A 24,605-nucleotide genomic window follows, 5' to 3' on the forward strand; every position below is an offset into this window, starting at 1 on the left:
GCCGGTCCTACTTGGCGTCGCTGGCGCTGACGGTGACGGTGAGGTGGCTGTTCGGGTCGGCGTTCGCGGCCCCGATGTTGAGCTTGCCGCTGAAGCCGTCGGCCGGCGCGGTGTTGAAATCGCTCGGGGCGGCGCTGGGCGAGGTCCAGCCGACAAGGCGCTGGGACAGGTACTTGCGCTCGATGATCCCGTCGTAGAGCCCGCCGGTGACGCTGGGCGTCGGCCCCGGGTTCAGCAGGCCGATCTTGGGGATCGAGGGCAGGTAGGTGAACTCGGCGAGGACCGCCCGGGACTGGTACTCGCCCTCGACGCCGACCTGCGGCTGGAGGTTGTCGGAGCCCGGAAGGCCGGCCCGCGGGCGCGACCCGTTCTGCTTGTTCATGTCCTTGACGACGCGCTGGATCAGCGCGATCGCCTCGGCCGGTCCCCCGCCGAGCGGGTCTCTGTCTCCACTCACGGCTCGCCTCCGTTCGTCAGGTCGATCCCGCGGGGCGAGACCGTCAGCTGCGCGTGCGTCCTGTACTGACGCTCGATGTTCCCCTCGGTCCGCAGGGGACGCATCGCGACGTCGAGCGTGGTCGGGTAGTCCTGCGTCACGTACTCGGGGCTCCTGCCCGATGCGATGAGGGTCGGGACCCGCGAGAGCTGGTCGTTCGCCTCGTTGGAGATCAGGATGCTCAGGATCGCGTAGGCCGGGTTCAACAGCTGCATCGCGTTGATGGGCTCGAAAAGGGTGTCCGCGGTCAGGACGTATTCCGTGTCCCGTCCGACGGTGCCGACGACTTGGTATCCCGGGGTGCTGTCCGAGACGTAGGTCGGCTTGTTCGAGCCCGTGTACGCTGGTGCAGCATACCCCGATTCGGCGTATGCCTCGGCCAAGTCGGCGACGTCGTCGTCCCGTCCCGTGCCCAACGAGACGGTGATCGAGACCTCGATCCACGCCAGTCCGCCGCCCTCGATGACGCGGCGGATCTCCTCGACCTTCCCCCGGACGGGGATCGCCCTGAGCCCGTCCCGGACTAGCATGCGGACCTCATCGCGCAGGCCGATGTCGCGGGCCACGTGCCAGGGAAACACCTTCGAGACCCGCATGGCCTGCAGGCGCTTCAAGGCCGCCGCGCGGCATCGGTTCAGCGCCGTCGCGATGCTGCCCCGTCCGCGGTTCGTGTCGAAGTAGGAGGCCCTGCGCGGGTCGCCCATCGGGGTGCCGGCGCCGAGGTCGCGCCAGTACGGCGTCGTGAACGTCGTCGTGGGGACCCCGTTCCGGGTCGTCGTCTTGGAGACGTAGAACGCCACCACTCCGTTCGCCAGGCACTCGTAGGCGTGCCCGTGGATGAGCACGCGGTCGCCCTTGTTGTAGGCCGTCCCCTCCGCGTAGGGCAGGATCCCGTCGATGGTGTTGACATCGCTGAGGGTGATCGTTCCGAGGTCGAGGGTGTCTTCGTTCAGCGCGAAGGGCTGGCAATCGACGTCGAGCACGATGTCGACGACCTCGCGGCGGGTCTGCTGAAACGAGAAGGTCTTGTACCAATTCGTGTACCGGACCGTGTTGACGATCGCCTGGGCGCTCTCGGAGTGTTCCAGCTCGTAGGGCGTGCCGTTGGTCCAGACGGACGTCGCCTTCTGGGCCGATCCCTCGCCCGAATAGGACCAAGACATCCTATCCTCGCGGTACTGGACGACCCACGACCGCCCCGTCGGCCGCGGCACGGTCTTGTGCCGTTCGACGGTGAACTTCGGGGACATCGATCCCCAACCGAAATCCAGGTCGCCGCCGGACTGGCTCGGCGGGATGCCGTTCGACGGGTAGGCAAGGGACGTGATCCCGCCGCCGGCCGCGCCCATGACGAACGGCGAGATGTCCACGCGACCTGCCGCGAACTGGCTGTACTCGGCGATGAGCTTCAGCTTCACGTGCTTGACGGGGTTCTGGATCGTCGCCTTCCGCTCGGACGCGGCGTCGCCGAGGTCGCCCAGGTCGAAGAACCGCGCGCCCCGGGTGATATCGTCCTGGACGATCGCGTGGGTGACGGGGTCGACGTACCAGGTCACCGCCTTGCCCTCGATGGCCGCCGCCGACAGGTCGTCCCGGGCCCCGGGGAACAGCGGGTCGTAGAACGGCAGCCCGCCCGCGGTGAGGTCACCCGGCGCCACCGTGGCGAGGCCCGCCTGCACCAGGTTCAAGGACGCGAGGTTGATCGTGACATCGATGCGGCCGCCGGGCGCCTTGGACAGGCCCATCACCATCCCGCTCACGAACAGGACGCCGTTGCGCGGGTTCTTGTCGCCACTCACCGCGACGAGCGCGGCCGCCCCGTACCGTGCCGCGTCCCGCGCGGCGGGGTTGTCCACGATCGTCACGGTCAAGACGGCGTTCGCGATCGACAGGACCTGGTAGTTCAGGAGGGACGAGTACGGCGCGCGGACGAGGTCCTGCTGTATGAAGCTGTCGACCGCGAACGCCGTGTCCCGGACGGTCGCCCACGTCGCTCCGACCGCGCGCGCGAACGCCACCGCGATGACGCCCTGACCCGGATCGGGGACGGTCCGGACCACGAAGGGCGGGATGCCGGCATCGCCGATGCTGGCGTTCGCGATCGCCTTGAGGTCGCCCTTCCAGCTCGACGGGGCGCACTCCAGGTGGAGCACGATCGTCGGCCCGCCCAGGTCGTCCGGGATCCTTGCGATGCGGGCCCGGCACAGCGTGACGGCATCCGCGAGCAGCCCGGTCGGCGTCTCGACGACGGCGACGTAATCGGTCCTGAGCAGCGCCACGAATCCGGGATTGCGGATTTCGAGGTCGAGCGTCGCCGGGCCTCCGGCGAGGCCGCGCTTGAGGCTCTGCTCAAGGCGCAGCACCTCGCCGTCGCTGACCAGGTCGGCCTGGACGATGGGATCCTGCAGGCCCGCGAGGGAGACCAGGAAGGTCGGCATCAGTAGGGGGCCTTCTCTTCGGCGACCATCGTCCACGAGGACAGGCCGGAGATCTCCGCCGCGCGGGCGCCGCGGTCGGTCAGGTAGACGTCGTGGAACGGCAGGAATGACCCGTAGAGGTCGAACGGCGTGGGCGCCGCGAGCGTCACGGTCCGCCCGACAACCGTGCAGGGGGCCTTCACCTCGTCCCGGTCATCGGCCCGGAACAGCAGAACCCGCCCGTCGACCGGATCCCGGTGGAGCGTCGCGACCATGCCGCCGGCGGGGATGAAGAAGTCCAGGTGCTTGGTGCTGGCGAGCCGGAACGGGACCTTCTTGCTGAGGTGGCTGAACGCCGGCGACCACCGCACCGCCGGCCCCGAGGCCGACAGGCTGATCCGGTACAGGATCCCGTCGTAGAGCGGGCCGAGCGGCACGCCGGTCCCGTTGAGCGACCGGCGCAGCTCGGTCTTGTCGATCTCGGTCCGCTCCTCCTCGATGCCGATGAAGGAGCCGATTGGGAAAACGATGTCCGGCGACTTGGTGATCCGGGACTGCCAGGGGAACGGGGTCATGCGACGCTCCAGGAAGGCGGCGTCAGGCCGCGGGAGAGCTCGGAGCGCAGCGCCGACACGTCGAAGGCCGCGCCACGGAACGGGCGCTCGGTGCCGTCGCCCATGCGGATCGTGAACTCGCTCTCGCCGCCGAGGGCGGACTGCCTGCCCGGCGCCGGCGCGGCGGCAGGGGCGGCCAAGGGGGCCTGCTGGACCGGCGGGGTGTAGAGCGAGCTCATGGGGTCGCTGCCCCGCATCAGCGCGGACATCGGGTCGCGCATCTGCTTGCGCTCAAGGCGATCGGCCTCGCGTGCCCACTTCGACGCGCTGGCCTTGGCCTCCATCTGCATGGCGTTGGCCTGGGCCCGGCCGTCGATCCGGACCTGCTGCAGGTCGTCGGCGGAACCCGCGTTGTCGTTGGCGGCGCCGCCCGGGGCCCGGCCGGCACCCGCCTCGGTCGCCTGCCGGATGGCGGCGATGTCGACGCCGACCGGCTGCATCACCTCCTTCAGCTGGCGCTCGGCATCCGCCAGCGCGGTGTCCGCCTTCGAGTAGTCGGCGCTCTCCTCGGCCGACAGGCCCTCGGGCTCGGAGCCGTCGGACGCGTCGGACGCGAAGACCTTGTCGGCGACCTCGTGCTTGCCCTGCGCGCGGAGCTGGGCCTCCAGGGCCGCCTTCCGCTTTTCGTGATAGTCCTGCCCGCCGGACCAGATGCCGTAGGCGCCCCCGACCAAGCCACCGATGGCGGCGCCGCGGGCACCTAGCATCGAGCCCAGGCTCGCGCCCAGCGCCGCGCCCTGGATGCCGCCGCCGGCGAGCGCGTAGCCCTTGCCGGTACCGTGCTCGGGGTCCGCGTTCTTGCCAATCATGTCGCCGACGATCCCGCCGCCGATGCCGAGCAGCGCCATCAGGCCGGGGCTCGACGCGATCTTGCTGGCCACGCCACCGATCGACGTGCCGAGCTTGCCCCACAGGCCGGCGGAGGTGCTGGCGCGACGGCCCGCCTCCTCGGCCGCGGTGCCGGTCCGGACGAGCGCCCCGGCGAGACCGCCGGCCGCAGCGGCGCCGACGGCACCCGCACCGGCCGCCGCCGCCGTGCGGCCGAGGACGCCCCGCAGCGCGCCGGCCGCGAGCCCCAAGCCCTTGAGGCCGCCGAACACCACGCGCGTCACGCCGAACAGGGTGAGGAGCCCGGTCACCAGCGCGGCCGTGCCGAGATCCAGCTTTCCCGCCGTCAGCCGCTGGATCGAGCGGTCCGCGAAATCGTAGAAGCCCTTGAACACATCCCAGGCCTTCCTGGCCTTCTCGGCGAAGGCCTCAAGGTCAGCGGCGACGTTGGCAATCCAGGGAAAGTTGAACTTCTGCTGGCTGTCCGGGGTGCTGTCGAACACCTTCGTCAGGTCGTCCCACGCCTTGGAGGCGAGGTCCTTGTACTTGTTGACGGTGTCGATCATGCCGGCGAGCTTGGCCCCCAGCGCGGTCTCCGGGTCGAAGCCGTTCCAGACGTTCTGAAGGTCGGTCCAGGTCGTGCGGACGTCGGAAACGAACGAGCGCACCGCGTCGGCCGCCTTGAACAGGAACGGGAAGCGGGCCGCCTTGTCCTGGGGGCCGTTGGTGACCGCGGTCCAGGCCTCGGTGGCGAAGTCGCGGACCCAGTTGAACGTGGCGAGGACGCCCTCCCGGATGCGCAGGAGGAACGGGAATTCCTGCACGGCGCCGGTGTCGCCGCGGATCGTGGACCAGGCCTCCTTCGCGAACCGCCCGACCGTCTCCAGCCCGGCGCGGACCTTCAGGAGCCAGGGGTACTCGGTCACCGAGGCGTCGTCGCCGCGGATCGTCGACCACACCTCGCGGAAGAAGGGCAGCGTCGACATCAGGGCCCGGCCGGCGATCATGCCGGCCGCGGTCAGGTTCAACACCCACTTGTGGGCGGCGACCATGACCGTGGTGGTCTGGTTCTGCTGCTGGCGGATGGCGGCGTAGGCACGAGCGAACTCGGCCGGCAGCATGCCGATCCGGATGGCGGCCGCCGTGAGGGACACGACCCAGCCGCGGGCCTGGACCGTGAGCTGCTCGGCCGTGCGGCGCTGGGCCTGGATGACCGCGAAGGCGCGGTAGAACTCCGTGCCGAGCCGGCCGACGCCGACGGCGAACCGGCGGACGTGGTAGGCGCCGTCGAGGATGAACTTCGCGACCGATCCGCCGCGGACGTTCGCGTTGATGGTGTCGCCGACCTTGGCGCCGGTCTTGGCGACCTCGACCAGGCCGTTGGCCATGTCGAAGGCCGACCGGGCGAGCGCGGCGACGTTGAAGCGGTTCCGGGCGATGAGGTTCGAGAAGCGGTAGAAGCCGGCGATGATGTCGTTGCCGACCGTCCGGGCGATGGTCAGCTTCAGCCCGAGGAAGCTGTCCTTCAGGTCGTTGGTCGCCGCGTTGTAGGCGGTCATCCGGACATTGTCGTATGGCGTGACGATCGCGCCCTGCTCGCGCAGGCGACGCTGCGCCTTGCCCAGCACCTCCGTGCTGTTGGCCATGTTCCGGATGAGCGGCATCATCCGGGCGACGTTCTCGGGCCCGCCGAACACGGTGTTCAGCACGTTCCACTGCTCGCCGACCGGCAGGAGCTTCAGCTTGCCCATCAGCTGCTGCAGGACCATGCCCGTGTCGAGCATCGTGCCGTCGGCGTTCTTGGCGGTGACGCCGATCCGGACGAAGGCGTCGGCCAGCGCCGGGTCCTTGTCGATGTTGTAGATGGCGTCCTTCGCCGCGGTGGTTGCGGCCTGGAAGTCGCGCATGTCGACGCCGCTGCGCTTGGCGGCGCCCGACAGGGCCTGGAACCCGTAGAGCGACGCGCCCATCCCCTGGGCACCGACGTTCACGTCCCGGGTCGCCTCGACGGAATCGGAGAGGGACTTCTTGGCCGCGGCGTAGCCGGCGACGGCCAGCCCGCCGCCAGCGACGACGGTCCGGATGACGACGGTCTTGGCGATGCCGGCGACCTTCTTCGCGGCCGACAGGGCCGCGCCCCCGAGCTTGCCCAGGATCGACAGGGCGCCCGTGCCGAGGTGGATGGCCATGCGGCCGACCGCGAGCGCGGCCGAGGCCCCGATGCCGATGATGGATCCGGCGGCCTTCCCGGCCATGCCGATGACGCTGCCGAGGGTCCCGAACACGCCGCCGACGGCGGAGCCCGCCATCCCGGCGACGCCGCCGATGAGGCGCCCGGCACCACCGGCCACGCGGCCGATGGCACCCCCGACGACCGGCAGCGTGCCGCGGGTGACCAGGCGCTGGTAGAACCCGGGGCCGTTCCCCATCAGGCTCGGCAGGTTGCGCTGGATGGTGGTGAGGCGGCGCATCGACCGCTCCCACGCCTCGGCCGAGCGCCGGGCGGCCTTCTCCTGCGCGGTCGCGGCGTCCCGGGCCGACTTCTCCTGCGCGCGCTCTGCGTCGGCCGCGGCCTTGGCCACGCGGCGACCCACCTCGGCGGCGACGGTGGCCGAGCGCCGGGCGAGGGTGTCGAAGCGCTCGGCACGCGCAGCGGCGGCCCCGACCTTCGTCGCCTCGAACGCCTTGATCCGCGCCAGGTCTGCTGGGTTCGCGCCGGCTGCGGCCGCCAGGTCGATCGAGTTCCGGGCATGGTCGGCCGCGCGGACGACACGCTGCGCCGCCGCCTCGTACAGGGCCGCCCAGCGACGGGCGTCGCTCGCGGCGCGGGCGGGAGCGGCCATACCCTTTTCGAGCGCGGCCTCGCCGGCCTTCCGCTCGGCGAACCCAGCGGTGGCGCGACGCGCGGCCTCGCCGGCGCGCTCGATGGTGCGGGCCGCCTTCTCGCCCTCAGCCTCGGCCTCCTTCAGCTTCTTCTGGACCTGTGCCCAGGCATCGGCCAGACGGCGGGCCTCGTTCTCGGCGATCGTCAGGGAGCGCTGCGCGCCGGCCCTGTCGTCCTTCTCCTTCTTCGTGGCCTTGGACCCGGCGCCCTCCTTGGCGGCGATGGCCTCCGCGCGCTCGGTGTAGACCTTGGCCTTCTCCAGCACCTTCTCGGCCGCGGCCGCGTTGGCGGCCTGCAGCTTGCCGGGATCGCGCAGGCCTGCCTCGACCTCGGGGGCCAGGGCCTTGCGGGCGAGGAGCTTCTCGTAGGACTTGCGGGCGGCGACGGCCTCGCGGGCGGACTGGACCGCGGACTGACGCAGCTCGCGCGCCTGCTCGGCCGCGACGCGCTGGCGCTCGCGGGCCTCGGTCGCGATGGCGCGGGCCGCGTCCTTCGCCTGCTGGTCGCGGATCTTGGCGAGCTGCTTGGCCTGCTCCTTCTCGGCGATCAGCTCCTCGGCGAGGATCTTCTTGACCTCGGTGACGCCGCGCTGGGCGATCGCCACCTCCTCGGCCTTGGCCTCGCGGATGATCCGGAGGCGCTCGGCCGCCTCGCGGTCGACGTTGCGCAGGTCGAGTTCGGCGCCGCGCTTCTCCTCGGTGGTGGAGCGGTCGGCCCGGCGGTCGGCGAGCCGACGCTGGCGGATCTCGTCCTCTATCCGGGACGCGTCCTCCTGATGGTAGGGCTCGACCTTGCCGTCACGGTCCCGCGGCAGGGCCTTGAGCTCGGCCTGCTTGCCGACCTCGAACACGGCGCGGTTGCGCCGGCGCTCGGTCGTCTCCTCGTCGAGGTTGGCGATGACGTCCTTGATCGTGTTCTTGCGATCGTAGGACCGGTCGGATTCGGTGGCTTCGGCGCGCCGGATGGCCTCGGCGGTCGCCTTCTTCACGGCCTCCAAACGGGCGACGGCGTTGCGGACGTTGACCTCGGAGGCGCGCTCGACGCGGGCCTGGGCGGCGACGATCTCGGACGAGGATGCGGCCGAGGCGGCGGCGGCCTCCTTCGCGGCGTCGGCGACGGTGCGGGACTGGTCCTTGGCGGCGTTCGCGGCCGAGGCGCCGGCGCGTGCGGTCTCGGCGGCCGCGCGGGATGCCTGCGCCGCAGCCCGGCTGCAGGTGTCGAACCAATCGAGGGCGGCGCGCGCGGCCCCGCTCTGGGCGGCGGCGGCGGCCCGGGCGCCGGCGGCGATGGCGGCTCCCTGCGCGGTGGCGGCGGCGGCGGCCCGGGCCCCGGCGGTGGCACCGGCAAGCGCGGCGGCGGCGTTGCGGCCGGCCGCGGCGGCGACCGCATCGAGCCCCTTGGCGGCGGCGTTGGCGGCCTTCGGGACGCTGTCGGCACCGGCGACGCTAAACGTGGTCCGGAGATCCGCGATGTCGCGCTTCATGGCCACCGCGGTCCTCCTGTCTCCCTCACGGGGTCTGCCTCATGAACTTCTGGAAGGCCTCGTCCTCGACGCCCTCCTGGGCCGCGGCCCGCCAGACCTGGCCGTTGAACACCCGCTGATCCCGGAGGTCCTCGTCGTGCTCGCGGAGGTCGAAGAAGACCTTGGCCGGGGAGCAGTCCCGCCACGGGTTGCCCCCGAAGAGCCTCCGATGCTTCCGGAGGCCGATGATCAGGGCGATGACGTAGTTGCCCCGGGGGTCGTCGGGATCGGGAGCGGCGTCGTCCTGCCGATCCCGTCCCGCCTTCCAGGCCTCTAGCTCGCGTCGGAGCTGGTCTTCGCCGCCGTCGCCCCCCAGATCAGCGCGCTGACGGCGTCGGAAAAATCCGGCTGCTCATGGGTCAGGCGGTGGGCGATCTCGTGCATGGCGAGGAGCTTCGGGGAGCGGGCGAACCGCTTCTCGACCGCCTCGTTGCCCGGGAAGCCGGCGCAGACCGCGCAGAGGGCGGCCATGCTCTCGGGGCCGCTGTCGATCTGGTTCTCGACATGGGCCATGGTCTCCTCGACCGCGGCCTGCTCGACGGCCTCGCGCTCGGCCTCGACCTGCTTGGCCGACTTCACCTTGACGCCGTGCTCCTCGGCCTCGCGGTCGGCCTTGGCCTGGGCCCGGCCTTCCTCGACACCGTTGCGGGTCGCCCGCAGGAAGCGCTGGCGCTCGCCCTTGATCCGCCGGATGACGAACATGAGGTAGTCGCCGGACGAGGCCGGGCGGAAGGTGACCTCCATGCCCGGGTTGTCATCGGTGGGGGCGACGAGCTGGAAGGGCTCGCCGCCGCCGTCGTCCGACATGGCCAGGGCCTGCAGCAGGGCCTGTTCGCTCACTCGTGTCATGATGGATACTTCCCCTCCTCAGTATTCCTGGACGAAGCGCGGGATCAGTCGATCTCGCGCGCGGTGCCGCGCTCGGTGCCGAAGGCGGCGAAGTCGAACTCGACCTTGGCGTCGAGGGTGATGGACTGGATCTCGTTGCCGTCGTCCGAGAGCTTCTGGCCGCCGGAGGCGCGGATCGAGAGGACCGGCCAGTCGTGCACCAGGGTGCGGCCGAAGGCGTTGTTCTCGCGGAAGCGGGCGCGGTAGCGCTGCTCGCCCTGCTGCAGGCGGCGGTAGATGCCCATCTTCGCGGCGGCCAGGACGGCCGGCGCGGTGAAGGAGACGGTGGAGGCGACGGTGCGGTCGCCGATAACCTCGAAGGCGCCGCCCTTGGGGTCGACGATGATGCCGGCGGTCGCGGCGTCGGCCGGGGTCACGATGACGCCGAACACCTGCTTGCCGGTGTCGTCGACGAAATCGTAGATGTCGCCGTCCTTGGCGGTGGCGGGGATCGCGGCCTCGCCGTCGGCGATCGCGGTCTGGGTCCAGAACTCGCCGGCCGGGGCGCACATGGCGAGGGCGAGGATCACGCGGTCCATGGACCTCGCGGTGATCTTGAGGTCCTCGTTCTGCTTGGTCGTGACGGTCGCGAGGCGCGCCAGGCGCGGGTCCTCGGCGGTGGTGATGTCGACCATCTCGGTCTGGATGTCGCGCTCGACGATGACGTTGCCGACGTTGCGCAGCACCAGGCCGCCGACCGGGCCGAGCAGGAGCTGGCCGCGGGAGATCTTCTGGTCGATCGCCTTACCGGCGCGGAAAATGGTGGCCATGGCTCAGGGCTCCTGTTCGAACGAGACGTCGCCGTCCGGGCACACGACCACGGCGACGAATTGGATGGGGTTGTGCGCGATCACGCCCTTGCCGCCCGGCTGGAACACCACGCCGTCCTGCAGGAAGCGGAAGTCGATGAGCCGGGTCTCCGACGCGAGGGCGTTGCGCCCGGGCAGCCCGAGGCCGCCGGCGAGGGCCCACTCGCGCGTGAGCGCGGAGCGGATGACGACCGTGAGCTCGTCCACCGTGTCGTTGCAGGGCGGCAGGCCGTCCGCGAGATCGGGCTCGGGGCCGTCGACGACGACCTGGACCGTGAGGTGGTAGACCAGCTGCTCGGCGGAGAGCTCGTCGCTGAACAGCTCCGGATTGCCCTTCGACGCCTGGCAGTCCACGAGGATGACGTTGAGCTCGCCGTCGGCGACGACGCCACCGGCGCGACCGGCATAGATTTCGGTCACGAGCGAACCCACCCGCGACTGCAGGCGGGTGACGACGCTACCCCTGATGAGTTGCTTGTGGTGCACCGACGGCTCCTCGACATGGGGAGCGTGCCGGGCCGAGCGCGTGGAAAACACGCGCAAAACGCACGGGCGCGTCAGTCCGCGAGTGTGCAGTCCACCAGGCCGACGCGGGTCGACGTCACCACCGCGACCGACAGCCTCTCGCCGTCGACGATGACGTGGTCGCCACGGACCGGGGCCCGGGGCAGGTCCTCCAGCGAGTAGGTCACCACGCGCTGCTCGACCCAGTCCTGGCGGTCGGCGACCGTGACCTCGACGATCCGCTTCACCACAAGGGCCTTCAGCGGGCGGCCGTCTGGACGGGTGGCGACGGCCGCCTCGCCCTTCGGGACGAACGGGACCGGGTCCGTGTCCGCGAGCGGGGACCGGGTCATGGTCTTGGCGAGGAAGCGGAAGGCGCGGGGCGTTGCCATGTCAGGATCCCAGGATGGCGTCGACGGCCTCGTGGGTCGTGACGCTGCCGTCGGCGATCCCGGCGAAGGCGGCGGCCTGCGCCGAGAACACGGCCTGGAACGCGACCGATATCGCCAGCGCGACGACCACGATCGCGGTCGCGTCCAGGGTGATGAACCGGCCGGTAGGGAGCAGCCACGACGGGACCGTGTATGCGTCGCCGCCGGCGAGGGTCGTGGCCGTCGCGGCGCTGGCGATCGCGTTGCGGGTCGTGGCGTCGATCGGGAAAGGGAACGTGCCCGCGGCGATCGTCACCGGCACGATCCGGCCGGAGCCGCCGTTGACGCCCTCGGTGATCTCCCGGCGCCGCCTGTTCGCGTACGCGTAGAGCGTCTCGGCTCCTGGCTCCACGGATCCCGCGAAGGCCGGGCTTGGTGCCCCGTATGACTGCCCGAGAGCATCGACCCAAACCGTACCCATGGCACTCGCACCCTTAGCTGACGGTTAGGAAATCGACGGAAGCCTGGAACGGCGCGGCCGAGTTGACCCATAGGGCCGCGATCTCCGTCTCGCCGATGGCGACGAGATCCTGGAGCTGGAGCGAGGTGGCGCCGGCTCCGGTGCCGAGGGTCGCGGAAACGCTCGTCGTCGCCTGGAACCCGGACGCGTCTGCCTTGGCGACGACGCCGGATAGCGTGAGGACTCGGGTCGGCGCATTCGCGCCGGCGGCTCCCGACACGCTCGGCACGAGGATCCCGCGACCGTTGCCCGCCCCGCCGTCCTGCCGGGTGCGGACTGTGTGGAACTGCCCCGCGCTATTCTGGAGCGGATCCACGACGACCCAAGGCTGCCCGAGGGCCCCGGCCGAGCTTCCTGTCCCGCCGTAATTCACGAGGCGCTTGGGGAACGTATCCCCGGCGAGCGTGTCCTCGATCCCGACGAGAAACGACTGCGACGTTCCGTTGGCGCGAACGTTGACCGCGAACAGCGTGTCGGTGAGGTAGACGACATCGGAATATCCGGTGAGCGTGTCGCAGGGGAGGAACAGGTTCTCGGCGAGCGTGCGCGGGAGCGCGTTCGCGGTGTGCCGCACGAGGGACACGACCGGCTGGCCGATCCCGGTCGTCGGATTGATGCCCATCCCGACGAGGACGACCTCGCGCGGGCCGACTCGCTCCCACGATCCCGACAGGGATCCGGGGGCCCCTTGCCCGTAGCCATAGAGGGTGTTGCCGGCGGCGTAGCCCGGGGCCGCGGCATCCATGCGCCGTGCCATGAGGCCGAAACTCGGAGCGGCTCCGATGATGTCGTCGAACGGCATATGCCCGACGTGTATCCCGTCGGGCGTGACGTGACCGAGACGGCGCACGACGCCGGCCCCGATCCCCGCGAGGGGCGAGCCGGAGGCGGTGAGATCGGCGAACGACAGCGTTCCGGCAACGTCGTCCCAGGTGAATTGCCGGAGGACGTATGTCGTCGGGTTGCCCTTCATCGCGACGAGGAAAACCGCGTTTGCGGTCTCGATCGGGGTCACTCGGGATGCGGAGTAGACCCGATAGGTCGAGTAGGACGTGCCGGTTACGGCATCCAGGGGCATCGTGTATCGGGTCGTCGCCGTGAAGGCCGCACGGTCATAGTCGATGATGGTCAGGTTAAAGCGCGGGAGATAGGCAGAATAGGTGACGTTTTGCTGATTCCGATGGGTGATGATTGCGAGTCGGATGATCGAGGCGGATCGGAATAGGACGATCGGCTCGACGTAATGCTGCGATCCCGGTGCCGTGATCGCCGACCCGGATTCCGCGACCTGCGTAGGGAGCGCGAGGCGGCTCCGATAGGTGAGGGCGACCGGCGAGACCGTGCCGATGCGCGTATGGAGCGGGGCAGCTTCGGTCGAGACGTTTGTCACGCGCGGGAAACCGGCGGTTCCCTCAAGGCGCTGCAGGCGCAGGTCGACGGCGGCAGCGGCGACCTGGAGATTGGCGTCGTTCGTGTCGAGCTTGACGAACGCGGCCGGCAGGGGCTCCCCGGCACCGGTGGTGACGAGGCGGGAAATCGAGGGGGCAGCCATGGCGTCAGAATCCCGTGCTCGTCGTTGTCAGGCCATTTCCGGTCGTGGTCGTCGTGGTCGCGCGCGCCTGGAGCGCGGCGATCGCGGTCATGTGCCCCGCGAGCGTCGTTTCGTCCGCATTCCGGCTCGCCACGAGGGAGGCGATCGCCGCCTCGTCTGCGGTGCGGCTTGCCTTGAGGCCGGCGACGTCGGTCGAGAGCGTCCCGATCGCAGCCTCGTCTGCGGTGCGGCTCGCCTTGAGGCCCGCCACGTCGGTGGAGAGCGTGCCGATCGCCTGGGTATTGGCGACGATCGAGGCCTCGTCCGCGGTGCGGCTCGCCTGGAGCGAGGCGATGGCGGTCGCGTTCCCGGCGATGGCAAGCTCGTCGGCGGTACGGCTCGTCGAAAGGCTCACCACGGCCGCAGCGTTGGCGGCGATCGCGGCCTCGTCGGTCGTACGTGATCCCTGGAGCGAGGCCACGGCGGCGGCCACCGCAGCGGCTGCGGCCTCGTCCGTGACCCGTGATGCCTTGAGCCCCGAGACGTCAGTCTGGATCAGGGCGATGGCGGCCTCATCGATCGTCTTGGCTGCCTGAAGCGTCGCGATCGCGGTCGAGATCCCGTCGACCGTCGCCTCGTCGGCGACGACCTTCGCATGGAGCGCCTCGACCGCCGCCTCCAGGGATGCCGCCGCGTCGCGGTCGACGGCCTGCGCAAGATGCAGCGCGTCGATGGCGGCGTTGCTCGCGGCGATCGACGCCGCATGGGCATCGCGGGCCGCAACGAGGTCGGCAACGGTCGCACCAGTGTCGCCCTCGATCGGTGCGAGGCCCCAGTCGGCGATAGATCCGTCCGATAGGGACGCGACGAAGCGCCCGGCGACGACCCGGAGGGATTGGACACTTGCGACCGGAGGACCGCCGTTGGTGAAATCGAGGCCCATCAGAGGCCTGCCATCTGGGACTGGACCACACCGAGGATCGGCGGCGCGAGGCCGTCGGCCGCGTCCGGGTCGACCGAGACGAACACCTCGGTCGGGTCTGCGAAGGTCAGGGTGAAGGTGCCGCCCGGCGCCAGGGGGATCGAGACGTCGAGGTGGGCCGCGCGGGCATCGCCCTCTAGGACGGGTGCGGACTTGGAGTTCGTGTAGACGACCCCGGCGCGTGCCGGGAACACGTGGAGCCGGAGGGCGTGCGAGGCCTGAGGGACCCGATGCCACTTGCCGTCGTTAGGTACCGCGAACCGGGAGATCGCCCCTTCCGCGAACGAGGTGAGGCCCTCGCCGCGTGCGTCGGTGACCTGGACGGGGCGCTTCTGGTTCTGAGCCATGGCTCGCATGTCCTGATAAGGTGAGGGCCCGGGGCCCGAGAGCCCCGGGCCCCTTTCGCGGGCGGTGGGAGGGGACCGCGCCCGCGAAGCTCGCGGGCGGCGGTTAGGCGATGAGCGCCTCTTCCAGGCCGCGCGGATTTCCGTTGTCGTCATCGGTGATGCCGAGCTGCTCGGCGGTCAGGTCCTCGACGTTGTCGTAGACGCTGTCGGTGTCCTGCCCGTAGTAGCCGAGGGCCTCCAGGTCCGTGGTCGGACCGTGCTCGATGATGATCACGCCCTCGTAGCGCTGGTTCCACGAGATGAAGTTGGTCTGGCCCTTGATCTCGACGAACTCGTTGTGCGGGTCGACGAAGGGGGACAGGTAGACCGGCGCGCCGGGCTCGTTGATGCTGGTGAGGGTCTGGGCCGGCGCGAAACGGCGCTGGAACAGGTTCTCCGCCTGGGGGATCAGGACCAGGGCCTTGGTCGGGAAGGCGAGCTTGTTGGTCCGCGGGATGAGCGCGTTCCGGTAGACCTCGACCTTCACGTCGTCGCAGATCGTGAAGGGGCGGGCGGTGTTGTCCGCGCGCAGGAAGGCCAGGCTCTCGAAGCCCATGTAGGTCTTCTGGACCGACGGGTCGTAGATGACCTTGTCGTTCATCGGCTTGTCGCCGAGCAGCGTCCAGCCGGTGATCGGGTAGGCGCCGAGGGCCTGCTGGGCGAGCCACTTGGCGCCGTTGATGAACTTGAAGAAGTTGTCGCCGGAGCCGAAGTTGAACTGCAGGCGGAGGGGCTGGCGCTTCAGCTTCTTGCGCAGGTCGTACCGCACGTTGCCGTTGCGATCGAGGATCACGCCGAAGAGGAAGCCGCCGATGCCGGCGTATTCCCAGTTGAAGTTCACCGACCGCTGCCAGGTCTGGAAGAAGCGCGCCTGGCGATCCTCCGTCATCTCGAACTCGGTCTCGGAGCCGAACTGCCTGCGGGCCCGCACCTCGGTCGCCCGGATGGTGAAGCCGTGGGGGTAGTGCGGGATGGTCAGGCTCTCCATCGCGTCGGTGTCGGCCTTGCCGAGATCGACCTGCGAGTGGCCCGAGTTGTAGGCGCGCTCGTCGATGAGGTCGAAGGTCTCGTTGCGGTGCTCGACCAGCACGGTCGTGGTCTGCACGCCTTCCGAGTGGATCGGGAGGGAGTTGATCTGGGACGGCACGTACGGCATGCGCGAGAACGCCTCCGTCAGGGTCGCCATCGTGTAGGCATCGGAGGTGCCCGGGATCAGGAGAGGCATCGGTTTTTTCCTTGCTCGATGCGGGTTGCGGGCGCCTTAGCGGACGATGATGCCGAGGGCTTCCAGGGCGGCGGTGTCGGCGGCCCGGAGGGCAGCCTTGGTCGCGCCGAAGGTCGTCCCGGCGGTGAGGCCGAGGTCGGAGAGCACGCCGGCGTCGCCGGCGATGACGATGTCCCCGCCCGAGGCGCGGACGATCCGGAGCTTGCCGTCGACCACGGAGGCCGAGACGCCGAGGACGGCGCCGGTGATGGCGGTGGCGACGGCGGCGAGCGCGGTCCCGTCGGCGATCGCGACGACGACGCCGTTCACCGAGAGGTTGCCGGCCGGGCTGACGGGGCCACCGGCGCCGCCGAGCAGGACGGTCGGGGCCGACTGGCGCCAGGCCACCCGGTCACCCTTCACCTCGACGTCACGGGCGTCGTAAGCGAACAGGCCGTTCTCGTCGGCGTAGCCGTACGTCAGGCCCTTGAGCGGGGACGAACCGTCGTAGGCGACGAACTTGCCGGCGGCGGCCATGATCATCACGGCGGGCGCCAGGAGGTTGATGAAGGCCGGGGCGGCGATGCCCTGCTCGCGGGAGCGGGTGCCCTTGGCCTCGGAGATCAGGTGGGCGCCTTCGCGGGCGCGGCTGTAGAAAGTCATGGGGGCGTCTCCTCAGGCGCGCTTGTTGATCATCGAGTACCAGGCGCCGACGACGCCCTCGGTCAGACCCTGGCCGACGGCGTCGACCTTGTTCTGGACCTTGGTCGCGGTGACGGGCTTGGCGGCATCGGCGGTGGCGGCTGCACCGAACACGGCGGTGCGCACGGCCTCGACCGGCGAGCCGGCCTCGACGTACTTGTTGAAGATCGCCATGACGTTGTTGGTCTCGGCGAAGGTCTTCACCTTGGCGAGGCTCTCGGCGTCGCGCTCGGCGGGGGTCTTCTCGACCACGACCTTGTTCTCGACCTGCTCGACGACCACGGCGGCGGCCGGGGTCCCGAGGCCCTTCACGGTCTCGGTCAGGGCGGTCAGGGAGGCCGTGATGGCGGCGAAGCTGGAGGCGATCTCTTCGGGCTTCATGGTGTCCTCGGTTGCTGCGGCCGCCTCTGCGAGCTGGGCCTTCACGGCCTGCACGAAGGCCTCGGGCGCACCCTTCAGGGCGGCGGGATCGAGGGCGGCCAAATTCTGGATTCGGGAGGGTTCGAGCACGGTGTCGGCGAACCCGGCCTCGACGGCCTCGGCGGCGCCGTAGTAGGTCTCGGCCGACATGGCGGCCGAGATCTCCTCGACCGACATCTTCCTGTTCTTCGAGGCGTAGGCGGCCACGATGGTCGCCTTCATCCCGATCAGGCTCTCGATGACCTCGCCGAGCTGGCGGGCGTTGCCGCTCGCCGTGACCGACGGGTCATGGATCATGAACATCGCGTTGGCCGGCATCCGGACCTCGTCGCAGGCCATGAGGATGACCGTGGCGGCGGAGGCGGCGATGCCGTCGACGATGCCGACCTTCCGGCAGGTCATGCCGGAGATGATCCCGTAGATCGCCGCCGCGGTGACCGAGTTGCCGCCGCACGACATGATGCGGATCGTCAGCTCCTCCAGCGCCGGGAGCGCCTGGACCTCGCGCAGGAAGGCCTGCGCCGTGATCCCGCAGGGGTCGCCGTAGTCGTCGTAGACGCCCTCGCCGATGTCGCCGTAGAGGGCGATCTCGGCCCGGGCCGGCTGGCCGAACGTGGCGTAGTTCTTGACCTCCCAGAAGCGACGGACCTCGCCGGGCGCGGCGGCGGCGCCGGCCCGGTTCGTGATCGTCAGCATCTGTGCGGGGCGAACCGTCACTTCGGGATCTCCAATTCCAGGAGGGTGCCGGGCCGAGCGCGTGGAAAACACGCGCAATCGACGCGTCACTTGCCGGCGTCGTCGGGCTTCTTGGCCGGGGGCTTCCGCGCCGGCTTGGGGGGCTTGTCGCCCTTCGGCTTGTCGTCGGCCTCGGGGGGAGCGGGCTCGCCGGAGCCGTCGTCGGGCTCGGGCTGCGGCGGCGGTGGCTCCTCGACGCCGCCGACGTCGGCGAGGCGCTGGCGCAGGCCTTCCTCGACCTGGGCCCGGACGATGCCCTGGATGAGCCCCTCAAACATGCTGCCGACGGTCGCCGTCGCGCCGCCGGGTGCGCCGCCCCCGAGCGCAGGGGGCACGTAGGACGAGTAGTTGAGGCCGTAGCCCTTCGCCCGCTCCAGCCCCTCGGCATTGCGGCGGTCGACCTCGGCCGGATCCTCGCCCATCTCCTCGACGGCGGCGTCGCGGCTCTTCAGGCCCGCCTGCACGGCGAGGAGGATCGCGTTGTACTCCTGGTACTGGTTCGGATTCTTCGCGCCCGGCCAGGACCAGCGGGTCTGGTAGATCTCCCACGGCTTCACGCCCGGGGGCGGGCTCCACTGCCCGGTGGCGATCGCGAGGTCGACCAACACCTTGTAGAGCGGGTTGAGGAACTGCCGCTCCAGGCGGTCGCGCTCCTCGTCGGCGAAGGCGCGCATCGAGACCTGCGCGGCCCGCCAGGTGCGGTCCGAGGCCCCGCGCCAGTCACCGGTGAAATCCTCGTACGACGCGTCGCAGCAGGCCGCGAGGTACATGAGGGCGAACCGCACGTAGGGCTCGTACGACGTCCCCGTGTCGGGCGGGGTGTTCCACTTGAGCTCGGTGCCGGCGGGCAGCTCGGCGACGATGCCGGGCTCCAGGGCCAGCTCGGTGAGGGCCTTGTTGTACTCGGTCTCCTCCTCGCCCGGCAGGCGGGTCCCCTCCTCGCCGGGCTGGCGGGTCAAGGTGCCGACGAACATGGTCGACACGTTCTTCCGGGTCGCCTCGTTCAGGTCGTAGGACGAGAGGTTGTAGAGACGGACCAGGGCGGGCAGCAGCGAGCTGTCGCCGCGCCACGAGTTGCCCCGGACCGACGAGAACACGTGGAGCACGCTGGTCGCCGGGACCGGGGCGGGGGCACCGACGTTGCCGGTCACCGCCTGCATCAGGCCGTCGAGCGGGTGCTCAGGGTACATCCAGTAGGCCACCGGCCGGCGCAGCGCGTCGATCTCGATGCCGGTGATGATGGGGTTGCCGTTGTCCCCGGGATGGGACCAGTCGTAGGCGACCTGCTCGGTCTCGATGAGCTCCAGCTGCAGCGGCAGCACGTGCCCGTCGGACAGCCGGCGCGGCCGGAGCCGGACGAAGCCCTCGCCGTCGATCCGGTCCATCAGGAGAAGCGTGCGGTTGAAGTGGCCCCAGGACAGGCGCCCGCGGCTGTCGGCCGAGGGCAGCCAGGCGCGGATGATCTCCTGCAGCTCGGAGAACCGGCTGCACGGCAGGGGACCCGTGCCGATGATGTTCGACACCACCATCCGCATGCCACGGCGCATGTGGCCGTTGTTGCGGTAGGCATGGCGGGCGAGGCCGACGACGGCGCGCGAGTACCGGGCATTCTGCGACGGGCCGAGGGACGCCGTGGCCGGCATCTTCATGCGGGGGTCGAGCGCCTCGATCGGCGCCGTGACCCGGCGGTTCATGAAGGCCATGTCGCCCTGCATCCGGACGCGGGGGACCACGCCCGAGGACCTGGTGATGGCCGGGGCCGAGGCGGGTGTGACCGACGTCGCGGTGACGGGGGCGGCCGCCTTGTTCGAGGCGAGGCCGAGGATGCGACGGATCACGGCACGTACCCCCACCCGCCGGCGGCACCGGGACGGGAATACCCGAAGGTCCCGACCATGCGGATGAAGCGCGGGTTGTTCTGGACCTGGCGGAGGAGATCGTCGTCGCCGGTCAGCTTCGCGTACTGCACGTAGAGCTGGCGCAGGCGCATCTCGGCATCGACGCGGGACAGCGTCGCGAGGTCACCCGCGTTCGGGTACGAGATCGTCTGGGCGGCCGTCGCGAGGCCGTCCTCGATCGCCTCGATGGCTTCCTTCAGCCAGGCGACGCGCTCGCCCGGCGCGCCGCGCGTGTAGCCGTAGGGAATGGGCACTGGGCGTCTCCGTGAGACACCAAAAGGCCCATGCCCCGCGCGTGGAAAACACGCGCAATCGTCACCGGCGCGTCACCAGCGCGGTCGGATGATCACCGGCTTGCGCGGCGGCCGGGGCGGTGGGGGTGGCGCGGCAGGGCCCGGCCCGGGTCCCTGGGGCATCGCCGAGACATGCCTCGGCGCCACGCCGCGGACCTTCGCCGGCGCCCGCGGGGCGACGAGGTGCGACATGGCCTGCGTCCGCTCCGCCTGTAGCGACATGTCGATGCCGCGGCGCATCTCGGCGTGCTCCTCGGTGGTCATCACCCGTTCCGGATCCCGGGTCATGGCGACGAGCACGTCCCGCCATTTGGTCTTGGCGTACTGCAGGGCGGCGTAGCCGTAGACCCAGGTGTCCTGCACCTCGTTGCCGTCGAGGTCGGTGTAGTGGATGCGGCCGCGGTCATCCCGCTTCCTGCGGAAGGCCGTGAACGAGCGGGTGAAGCCGGTCCCCACCAGGCTCTTCGGCATGTGGATGACCTCGGGTCCCGACACGGCGGCGAGGCGCTGGCGGAAGTACAGGGTCTCCTTCGCGGAGTGGGTGCCAAGCTGCCAGTAGGTCCGATTCGTCGCCCCGTGCCGGGCCTTCTGGCTGTCCGAGATCAAGGGCGTCTTCGAGCCGACCTGCTCGTTCTTGCCGACCGCGGGCAGGATGATGCCGCCCCGCATCTGGAGGTGCTTCCGGACCTCGTAGGAGGCGAAGAAGTTGAGGGCCTTCTGCATCTGGTAGTTGATGTCCGGCACCCCGGCGATGGCCCGCAGGGCGGTCCCGTCGCGCTTCGTCCAGTCCCGGCCGATGAGTTCCAGGATCTGCCTCCCGGCCTCGGCCGAGAACGGCTCGTGGTCGTCGAGGACATGGTGGGAGAGCGGCCAGCACTCCTCCTGGTAGCCCCACCCCCAGAAGGTGAGCTCGTGCCGCGCGGGCTTGCCCCCCTCGTCCACGGAGGCCTTGTTGCCCTCCTGGCTGTCCATGCCCCAGGTGATGACCCTGACGCCGTCGGGGACCTCGGCGGGGTACGCCTCGGCACGGTCCTCCAGCGCCTCCACGGCGATGGTAGAGACGGCCTGCCGCTGCCACGGGAGGGCCAGCCACTCGTTCTTGAAGACCTGCCGCTTCGTCGGGTCGTGGAGGCTCTCAAGGTGCGCGGTGGCGATGTGCCACCAAGTCGACTGCGGGTCGAAGACGTGGATCGACCAGATGGAGAAGCCGATGATGCCGGGACGGGACGGGGTGTTCCGGGAGACCGCGATCGCGCGGTCCATCATCCATCCCTTCGAGCGCTCCCGGATGATGCGCGGCTCATCGGCACCCTCGGCCCCGGGGCAGTCCTCGTTGGCGCAGAGGTACCACTGGTCGGTCACCCGATTGGCGACGGGGTCGACCACGTATTTCAGGCCGGGCCCCTCCTTGTTGCCGACGACGGCGAGGAGCTCTTGCATCATCTCGCAGTGCGGGCAGGGCATCTCCAGCACGCGCTGGTCGGAGCGGGCGTATTCCGCCGAGATGACGCAATCGTCGTCGGTCGGCGTCGAGGCCATGATGACGACGGTGTCGACGTACTGGCGGCCGCGGCCGAGCACGCGGTCGGCCTTGGATCCGGAGCCATCGGACCGCCACTCCTTGGACGAGACCTCGTCGCAGAACAGGCGCCGGCCCTTGATCTGGCGCATCGATCCCTCGGTCGATGCCGAGCGGAGCTGCCAGGACGCGCCGTTCTTGAAGATCTTGTTGTGCCACTTGTCCTTGACGCCCTCGCCCTCGGCGCGGACGAGACCCTCGAACGCCGGGCTGTCCAGCATCGGGTGAAGGTACTTGTCGTGGAAATACTGGGCCTCGTCGTCCGTCCGCTCCCAGAAGATGCAGTCGGATCCCTCGTGGGCGGTGTAGTAGCCGATTCCGATGGCGTAGACGGTGGACTTGCCCGCCCGCGGCGGGGTGCGGATCGCGATGATCTCGGCGCCCGGCTCCTGCATCGCCTCCAGCCACATGCGCTGGTACGGGATCAGCCGCAGGGCGCCGTCGCGATCCGAGGTCGTGGCGGCCAGGCGGATCTTCTGCTCGCCCCAGTCGGCGATGTTCACGGGCCGGTTCGGGATCAGGGAGAGCGCGGCCTCGCCGAGACCCGCCTCCATGCGGGCCTTCCCCGGGGCCGTCAGGGCGGCCTTGTCGAACAGGCCGTCGAGGCTGAGGGACTGCTGGTCGACGGTGAGGTCGAACATCAGCGGGCCGCGTCCGCAGCGTCCTTGCGGGCCTGCGCGATGAACGCGGCGACCGCCCGGGATGCCTCCTCAAGCGCGTCGGCGCAGGCGGCCGACGTCTTGCGGTGGAAGGCCTTAGTCTCGTCCACCCCGAGCCCCGGGACGAGCCTGATCACCCGGTTCGGCAAGGCCATCACGGATTGGCGGATGAGCCCGTAGGACCGCTCCCAGAGGGATTGGACATCGTCGGTCAGGACGACTTCCTTCTGGTCGTTGAGGAGGGCCACGGCGAGCCGGGCGACCTTCATCCGCTTCTCGGGATCCTTCAACAGGTCGTCGGCGACCCCCTCGTCATCGCCGGGATCCGATGGTCGCGCCGCCGCCTTCCGGGCCGCCGCGACCTCGGTGGCGATGCGCCACTTCACGACCTCGGCCATGTCGAGGACGTACTTGTCGCCATCGCCTGGCGTCGCGGGCTTGGAGACGGTCGGGCAGCCGGCGTCGATCCAACCCTGAACGGTGTTGCGACCGGCGCCGAGTAGCTTGGCGACCTCGGCCGCGGACTTCAGCCGGGCCTTGCGGGCGTCCGGCTCCGCCGCCTTCGCGGCCGCCTGGGTGCGCCGGGGCGCCTTCGATTGTGTCATGGGTCCCTCCGGGTCGGAGAATCCCCATGGGTGGCGCGTGGAAAACACGCGCAAAGCACCCCCCAGGGTGGTTTCGGAGCAGGTGTCTCGCGCGCGCGCGCGTTGGACCCCTCAGTTGGGGGGGGACCTGCTGCTGCTGCTTCGACCCTTTTCGAAAATTTTAGAGGTAGCGACATGCCGAGCCGCTAACGCAACCCCGCACGTTCTCGACGGCCCAGGGGACCCCGCCATGGGGGGTCTACCCCTCCGAGAGGCTTGGCCCCTGCACTCCGTGCATGCCGACCGCACCGGACTGGATCAATGGAAGCTCACGGTACGGCCGCCAGAACGGATGGTTGGCGACGATGCCGACACGCTCGTCGGCTGTCAGGCGGGTGTCCGTCAGCTTGTCGATGAACCACCGCAGGCGCACCTGCGAGACCACGACCAGGTCGGCCTTGGCGAACCACTCCAGGACCTCGTCGCCGGTGGGGGAGTATCCGACGAGGTCTCGGGACGGCGCATCGAACGCCTCGGCTGCGGCGCGTGCGTGCTGGGTCGGCGTCGTCATGGCCCTTACTCCCCTCTGATCCGCACGTCCCCGATCCGGGACGTCCACGATCCCGCTAGGCCCCCGAGACGATGGCCGGCCCGGAAGGCAAGGGGCCTCGTGACCGGAGACAGCACGAAGGCCAGGACGACCCCCATGCCGATGCCGACCCACATCTGCGCCGTCGGATCGGGCGGTGGCGGCGGGGCGCTTGGAACATCTGACTGGGTCGATGCCCATAGTATGAAGAGTGCGAGCCAGCCCATGGTCAGCGCTTCCTGGCGAGGTGTTCGAGGCGATCGACGAGCTCGGCCTGCAGCCGGTCGGCCATCGTCAGGGCGGCCGCCTTCATCTCGCGATCCCATGACGGCGTGGCCACGGGCTCGTACCGGGCCTGCGGCGTGGCCAGGAACAGAAGGCGCGGCGTATCGAGGTTCACCACCCGGGGGACGGTGACCTCGATCCCGTTACGGCGGTTGAACGTGGTCGTCGGCGCCGAGGCCTTGCCTGCCTTGATCGCCTTGGCGAGCCGCTTGCGGCCTACCGAGGCGACCGCACGGGCGGGACGGGCCCAGACGCCGGGCCGGTGGGCGTAGCCGGCGAGGGCCCGCGTGTCGCCCGGCTTCACCTCGAACACGCCCCACGTGCCCGATCCCTTCGTGCCCCCGGCGGTGTTGCGGCTGTAGCCGGCGGCCGCCTTGAGGGCGATGGACTTGGCGTCCCGGGGCGAGAGCTTGCCGGAGGGCGTGGGGGAGCCGAGGCCGGTGTAGCTGATGTTCTCGTTGACGGGCACGCGGATCGAGTTCTGGTCTGCGAAGTACGCCTCGATGCCGGTGTCACCGGCGGGCCGGACATGCGTGCCGTCGCCGAAGCTGTACTTCAGCCAGGTGGACTGCTGGTCCTGGATGAACACCGCGGCCGAGGCCTCGCCCACGCTGGCGATCCGGCCGAGCGCGTCCTTGTCGACGACGTAGCGCAGCGCGTCGCGGGTGCGCTTGTTCGGCATGTTCCAGATGTTCGGAATGTCCTCGCGAAACCGCCGGACGCCGTCGATCGCGACGCCGGTGAGGGCGAACTGGACGGCACGCGGGAAGCGGTCGACAGCAAGCGCCTCGAAGGCCTGGGCGGCGTCACGGACCGCGCCCGCTAAATCGACCTTCACGCTGAGACCGGCCAAGGGATGATCCTGAATTCGAGGTGCGGACCCGGTCCGGATTCGGACGCCACGT

Annotated in this window: 21 protein-coding genes; all 21 read right to left on the bottom strand. The window is 70.2% G+C overall.

Features of this window, described 5'->3' with window-relative positions:
- Positions 1–7 precede the first annotated feature (7 nt).
- Entirely contained in the window at positions 8–457 is a 450-nt protein-coding gene (locus ACFE86_RS00895; RefSeq protein WP_375453440.1) for a hypothetical protein, read from the bottom strand.
- On the bottom strand, positions 454–2,934 hold the full coding sequence (locus ACFE86_RS00900; RefSeq protein ID WP_375453441.1) for a hypothetical protein: 2,481 nt from the start codon (positions 2,932–2,934) through the stop codon (positions 454–456). The genes ACFE86_RS00895 and ACFE86_RS00900 overlap by 4 nt, the downstream gene beginning before the upstream one ends.
- Positions 2,934–3,488: a hypothetical protein gene (locus ACFE86_RS00905; protein WP_375453442.1), complete on the bottom strand. Its 555-nt coding sequence runs from the start codon at positions 3,486–3,488 to the stop codon at positions 2,934–2,936. The genes ACFE86_RS00900 and ACFE86_RS00905 overlap by 1 nt, the downstream gene beginning before the upstream one ends.
- Complete coding sequence (locus tag ACFE86_RS00910) at positions 3,485–8,722, bottom strand: hypothetical protein (protein ID WP_375453443.1); 5,238 nt, start codon at positions 8,720–8,722, stop codon at positions 3,485–3,487. Before ACFE86_RS00910 ends, ACFE86_RS00905 begins: the two co-directional genes overlap by 4 nt.
- Positions 8,723–9,034: 312 nt before the next feature.
- Complete coding sequence (locus ACFE86_RS00915; RefSeq protein ID WP_375453444.1) at positions 9,035–9,610, bottom strand: hypothetical protein; 576 nt, start codon at positions 9,608–9,610, stop codon at positions 9,035–9,037.
- A 44-nt stretch (positions 9,611–9,654) separates the two neighbouring features.
- Positions 9,655–10,419: a hypothetical protein gene (locus ACFE86_RS00920; RefSeq protein WP_375453445.1), complete on the bottom strand. Its 765-nt coding sequence runs from the start codon at positions 10,417–10,419 to the stop codon at positions 9,655–9,657.
- A gap of 3 nt (positions 10,420–10,422) precedes the next feature.
- The gene (locus ACFE86_RS00925) at positions 10,423–10,944 is read right to left on the bottom strand and encodes a hypothetical protein (protein WP_375453446.1); all 522 of its coding nucleotides are present in this window, start codon (positions 10,942–10,944) and stop codon (positions 10,423–10,425) included.
- Between the two features lie 71 nt (positions 10,945–11,015).
- Positions 11,016–11,354, bottom strand: a complete 339-nt coding sequence (locus ACFE86_RS00930; RefSeq protein WP_375453447.1) for a hypothetical protein — start codon at positions 11,352–11,354, stop codon at positions 11,016–11,018.
- Position 11,355: 1 nt separating this feature from the next.
- Positions 11,356–11,745, bottom strand: a complete 390-nt coding sequence (locus ACFE86_RS00935) for a hypothetical protein (RefSeq protein WP_375453448.1) — start codon at positions 11,743–11,745, stop codon at positions 11,356–11,358.
- An 82-nt stretch (positions 11,746–11,827) separates the two neighbouring features.
- Complete coding sequence (locus ACFE86_RS00940; protein ID WP_375453449.1) at positions 11,828–13,405, bottom strand: hypothetical protein; 1,578 nt, start codon at positions 13,403–13,405, stop codon at positions 11,828–11,830.
- Positions 13,406–13,409: 4 nt separating this feature from the next.
- On the bottom strand, positions 13,410–14,327 hold the full coding sequence (locus ACFE86_RS00945; RefSeq protein WP_375453450.1) for a hypothetical protein: 918 nt from the start codon (positions 14,325–14,327) through the stop codon (positions 13,410–13,412).
- Positions 14,327–14,713, bottom strand: coding sequence for a hypothetical protein (locus tag ACFE86_RS00950; protein ID WP_375453451.1), 387 nt, complete (start codon positions 14,711–14,713; stop codon positions 14,327–14,329). Before ACFE86_RS00950 ends, ACFE86_RS00945 begins: the two co-directional genes overlap by 1 nt.
- Before the next feature lie 103 nt (positions 14,714–14,816).
- Complete coding sequence (locus ACFE86_RS00955) at positions 14,817–15,977, bottom strand: major capsid protein (RefSeq protein WP_375453452.1); 1,161 nt, start codon at positions 15,975–15,977, stop codon at positions 14,817–14,819.
- Positions 15,978–16,013: 36 nt separating this feature from the next.
- Entirely contained in the window at positions 16,014–16,619 is a 606-nt protein-coding gene (locus tag ACFE86_RS00960; RefSeq protein WP_375453453.1) for a flagellin hook IN motif-containing protein, read from the bottom strand.
- Positions 16,620–16,631: 12 nt separating this feature from the next.
- Positions 16,632–17,774 (bottom strand): head maturation protease, ClpP-related, encoded by a 1,143-nt coding sequence (locus tag ACFE86_RS00965; RefSeq protein WP_375453454.1) that lies wholly within the window; start codon positions 17,772–17,774, stop codon positions 16,632–16,634.
- 86 nt (positions 17,775–17,860) lie between these two features.
- Complete coding sequence (locus ACFE86_RS00970; RefSeq protein ID WP_375453455.1) at positions 17,861–19,651, bottom strand: phage portal protein; 1,791 nt, start codon at positions 19,649–19,651, stop codon at positions 17,861–17,863.
- Entirely contained in the window at positions 19,648–19,965 is a 318-nt protein-coding gene (locus tag ACFE86_RS00975; RefSeq protein ID WP_375453456.1) for a hypothetical protein, read from the bottom strand. Before ACFE86_RS00975 ends, ACFE86_RS00970 begins: the two co-directional genes overlap by 4 nt.
- Before the next feature lie 72 nt (positions 19,966–20,037).
- Positions 20,038–22,224: a terminase gpA endonuclease subunit gene (locus ACFE86_RS00980; RefSeq protein ID WP_375453457.1), complete on the bottom strand. Its 2,187-nt coding sequence runs from the start codon at positions 22,222–22,224 to the stop codon at positions 20,038–20,040.
- Positions 22,224–22,895, bottom strand: coding sequence for a hypothetical protein (locus tag ACFE86_RS00985; RefSeq protein WP_375453458.1), 672 nt, complete (start codon positions 22,893–22,895; stop codon positions 22,224–22,226). The genes ACFE86_RS00980 and ACFE86_RS00985 overlap by 1 nt, the downstream gene beginning before the upstream one ends.
- Before the next feature lie 190 nt (positions 22,896–23,085).
- Positions 23,086–23,397, bottom strand: a complete 312-nt coding sequence (locus ACFE86_RS00990) for a hypothetical protein (RefSeq protein WP_375453459.1) — start codon at positions 23,395–23,397, stop codon at positions 23,086–23,088.
- A gap of 247 nt (positions 23,398–23,644) precedes the next feature.
- Positions 23,645–24,553 (bottom strand): hypothetical protein, encoded by a 909-nt coding sequence (locus tag ACFE86_RS00995; RefSeq protein WP_375453460.1) that lies wholly within the window; start codon positions 24,551–24,553, stop codon positions 23,645–23,647.
- Positions 24,554–24,605: the final 52 nt, after the last annotated feature.

The organism is uncultured Methylobacterium sp. (assembly GCF_964244095.1).
Taxonomy (GTDB): domain Bacteria; phylum Pseudomonadota; class Alphaproteobacteria; order Rhizobiales; family Beijerinckiaceae; genus Methylobacterium.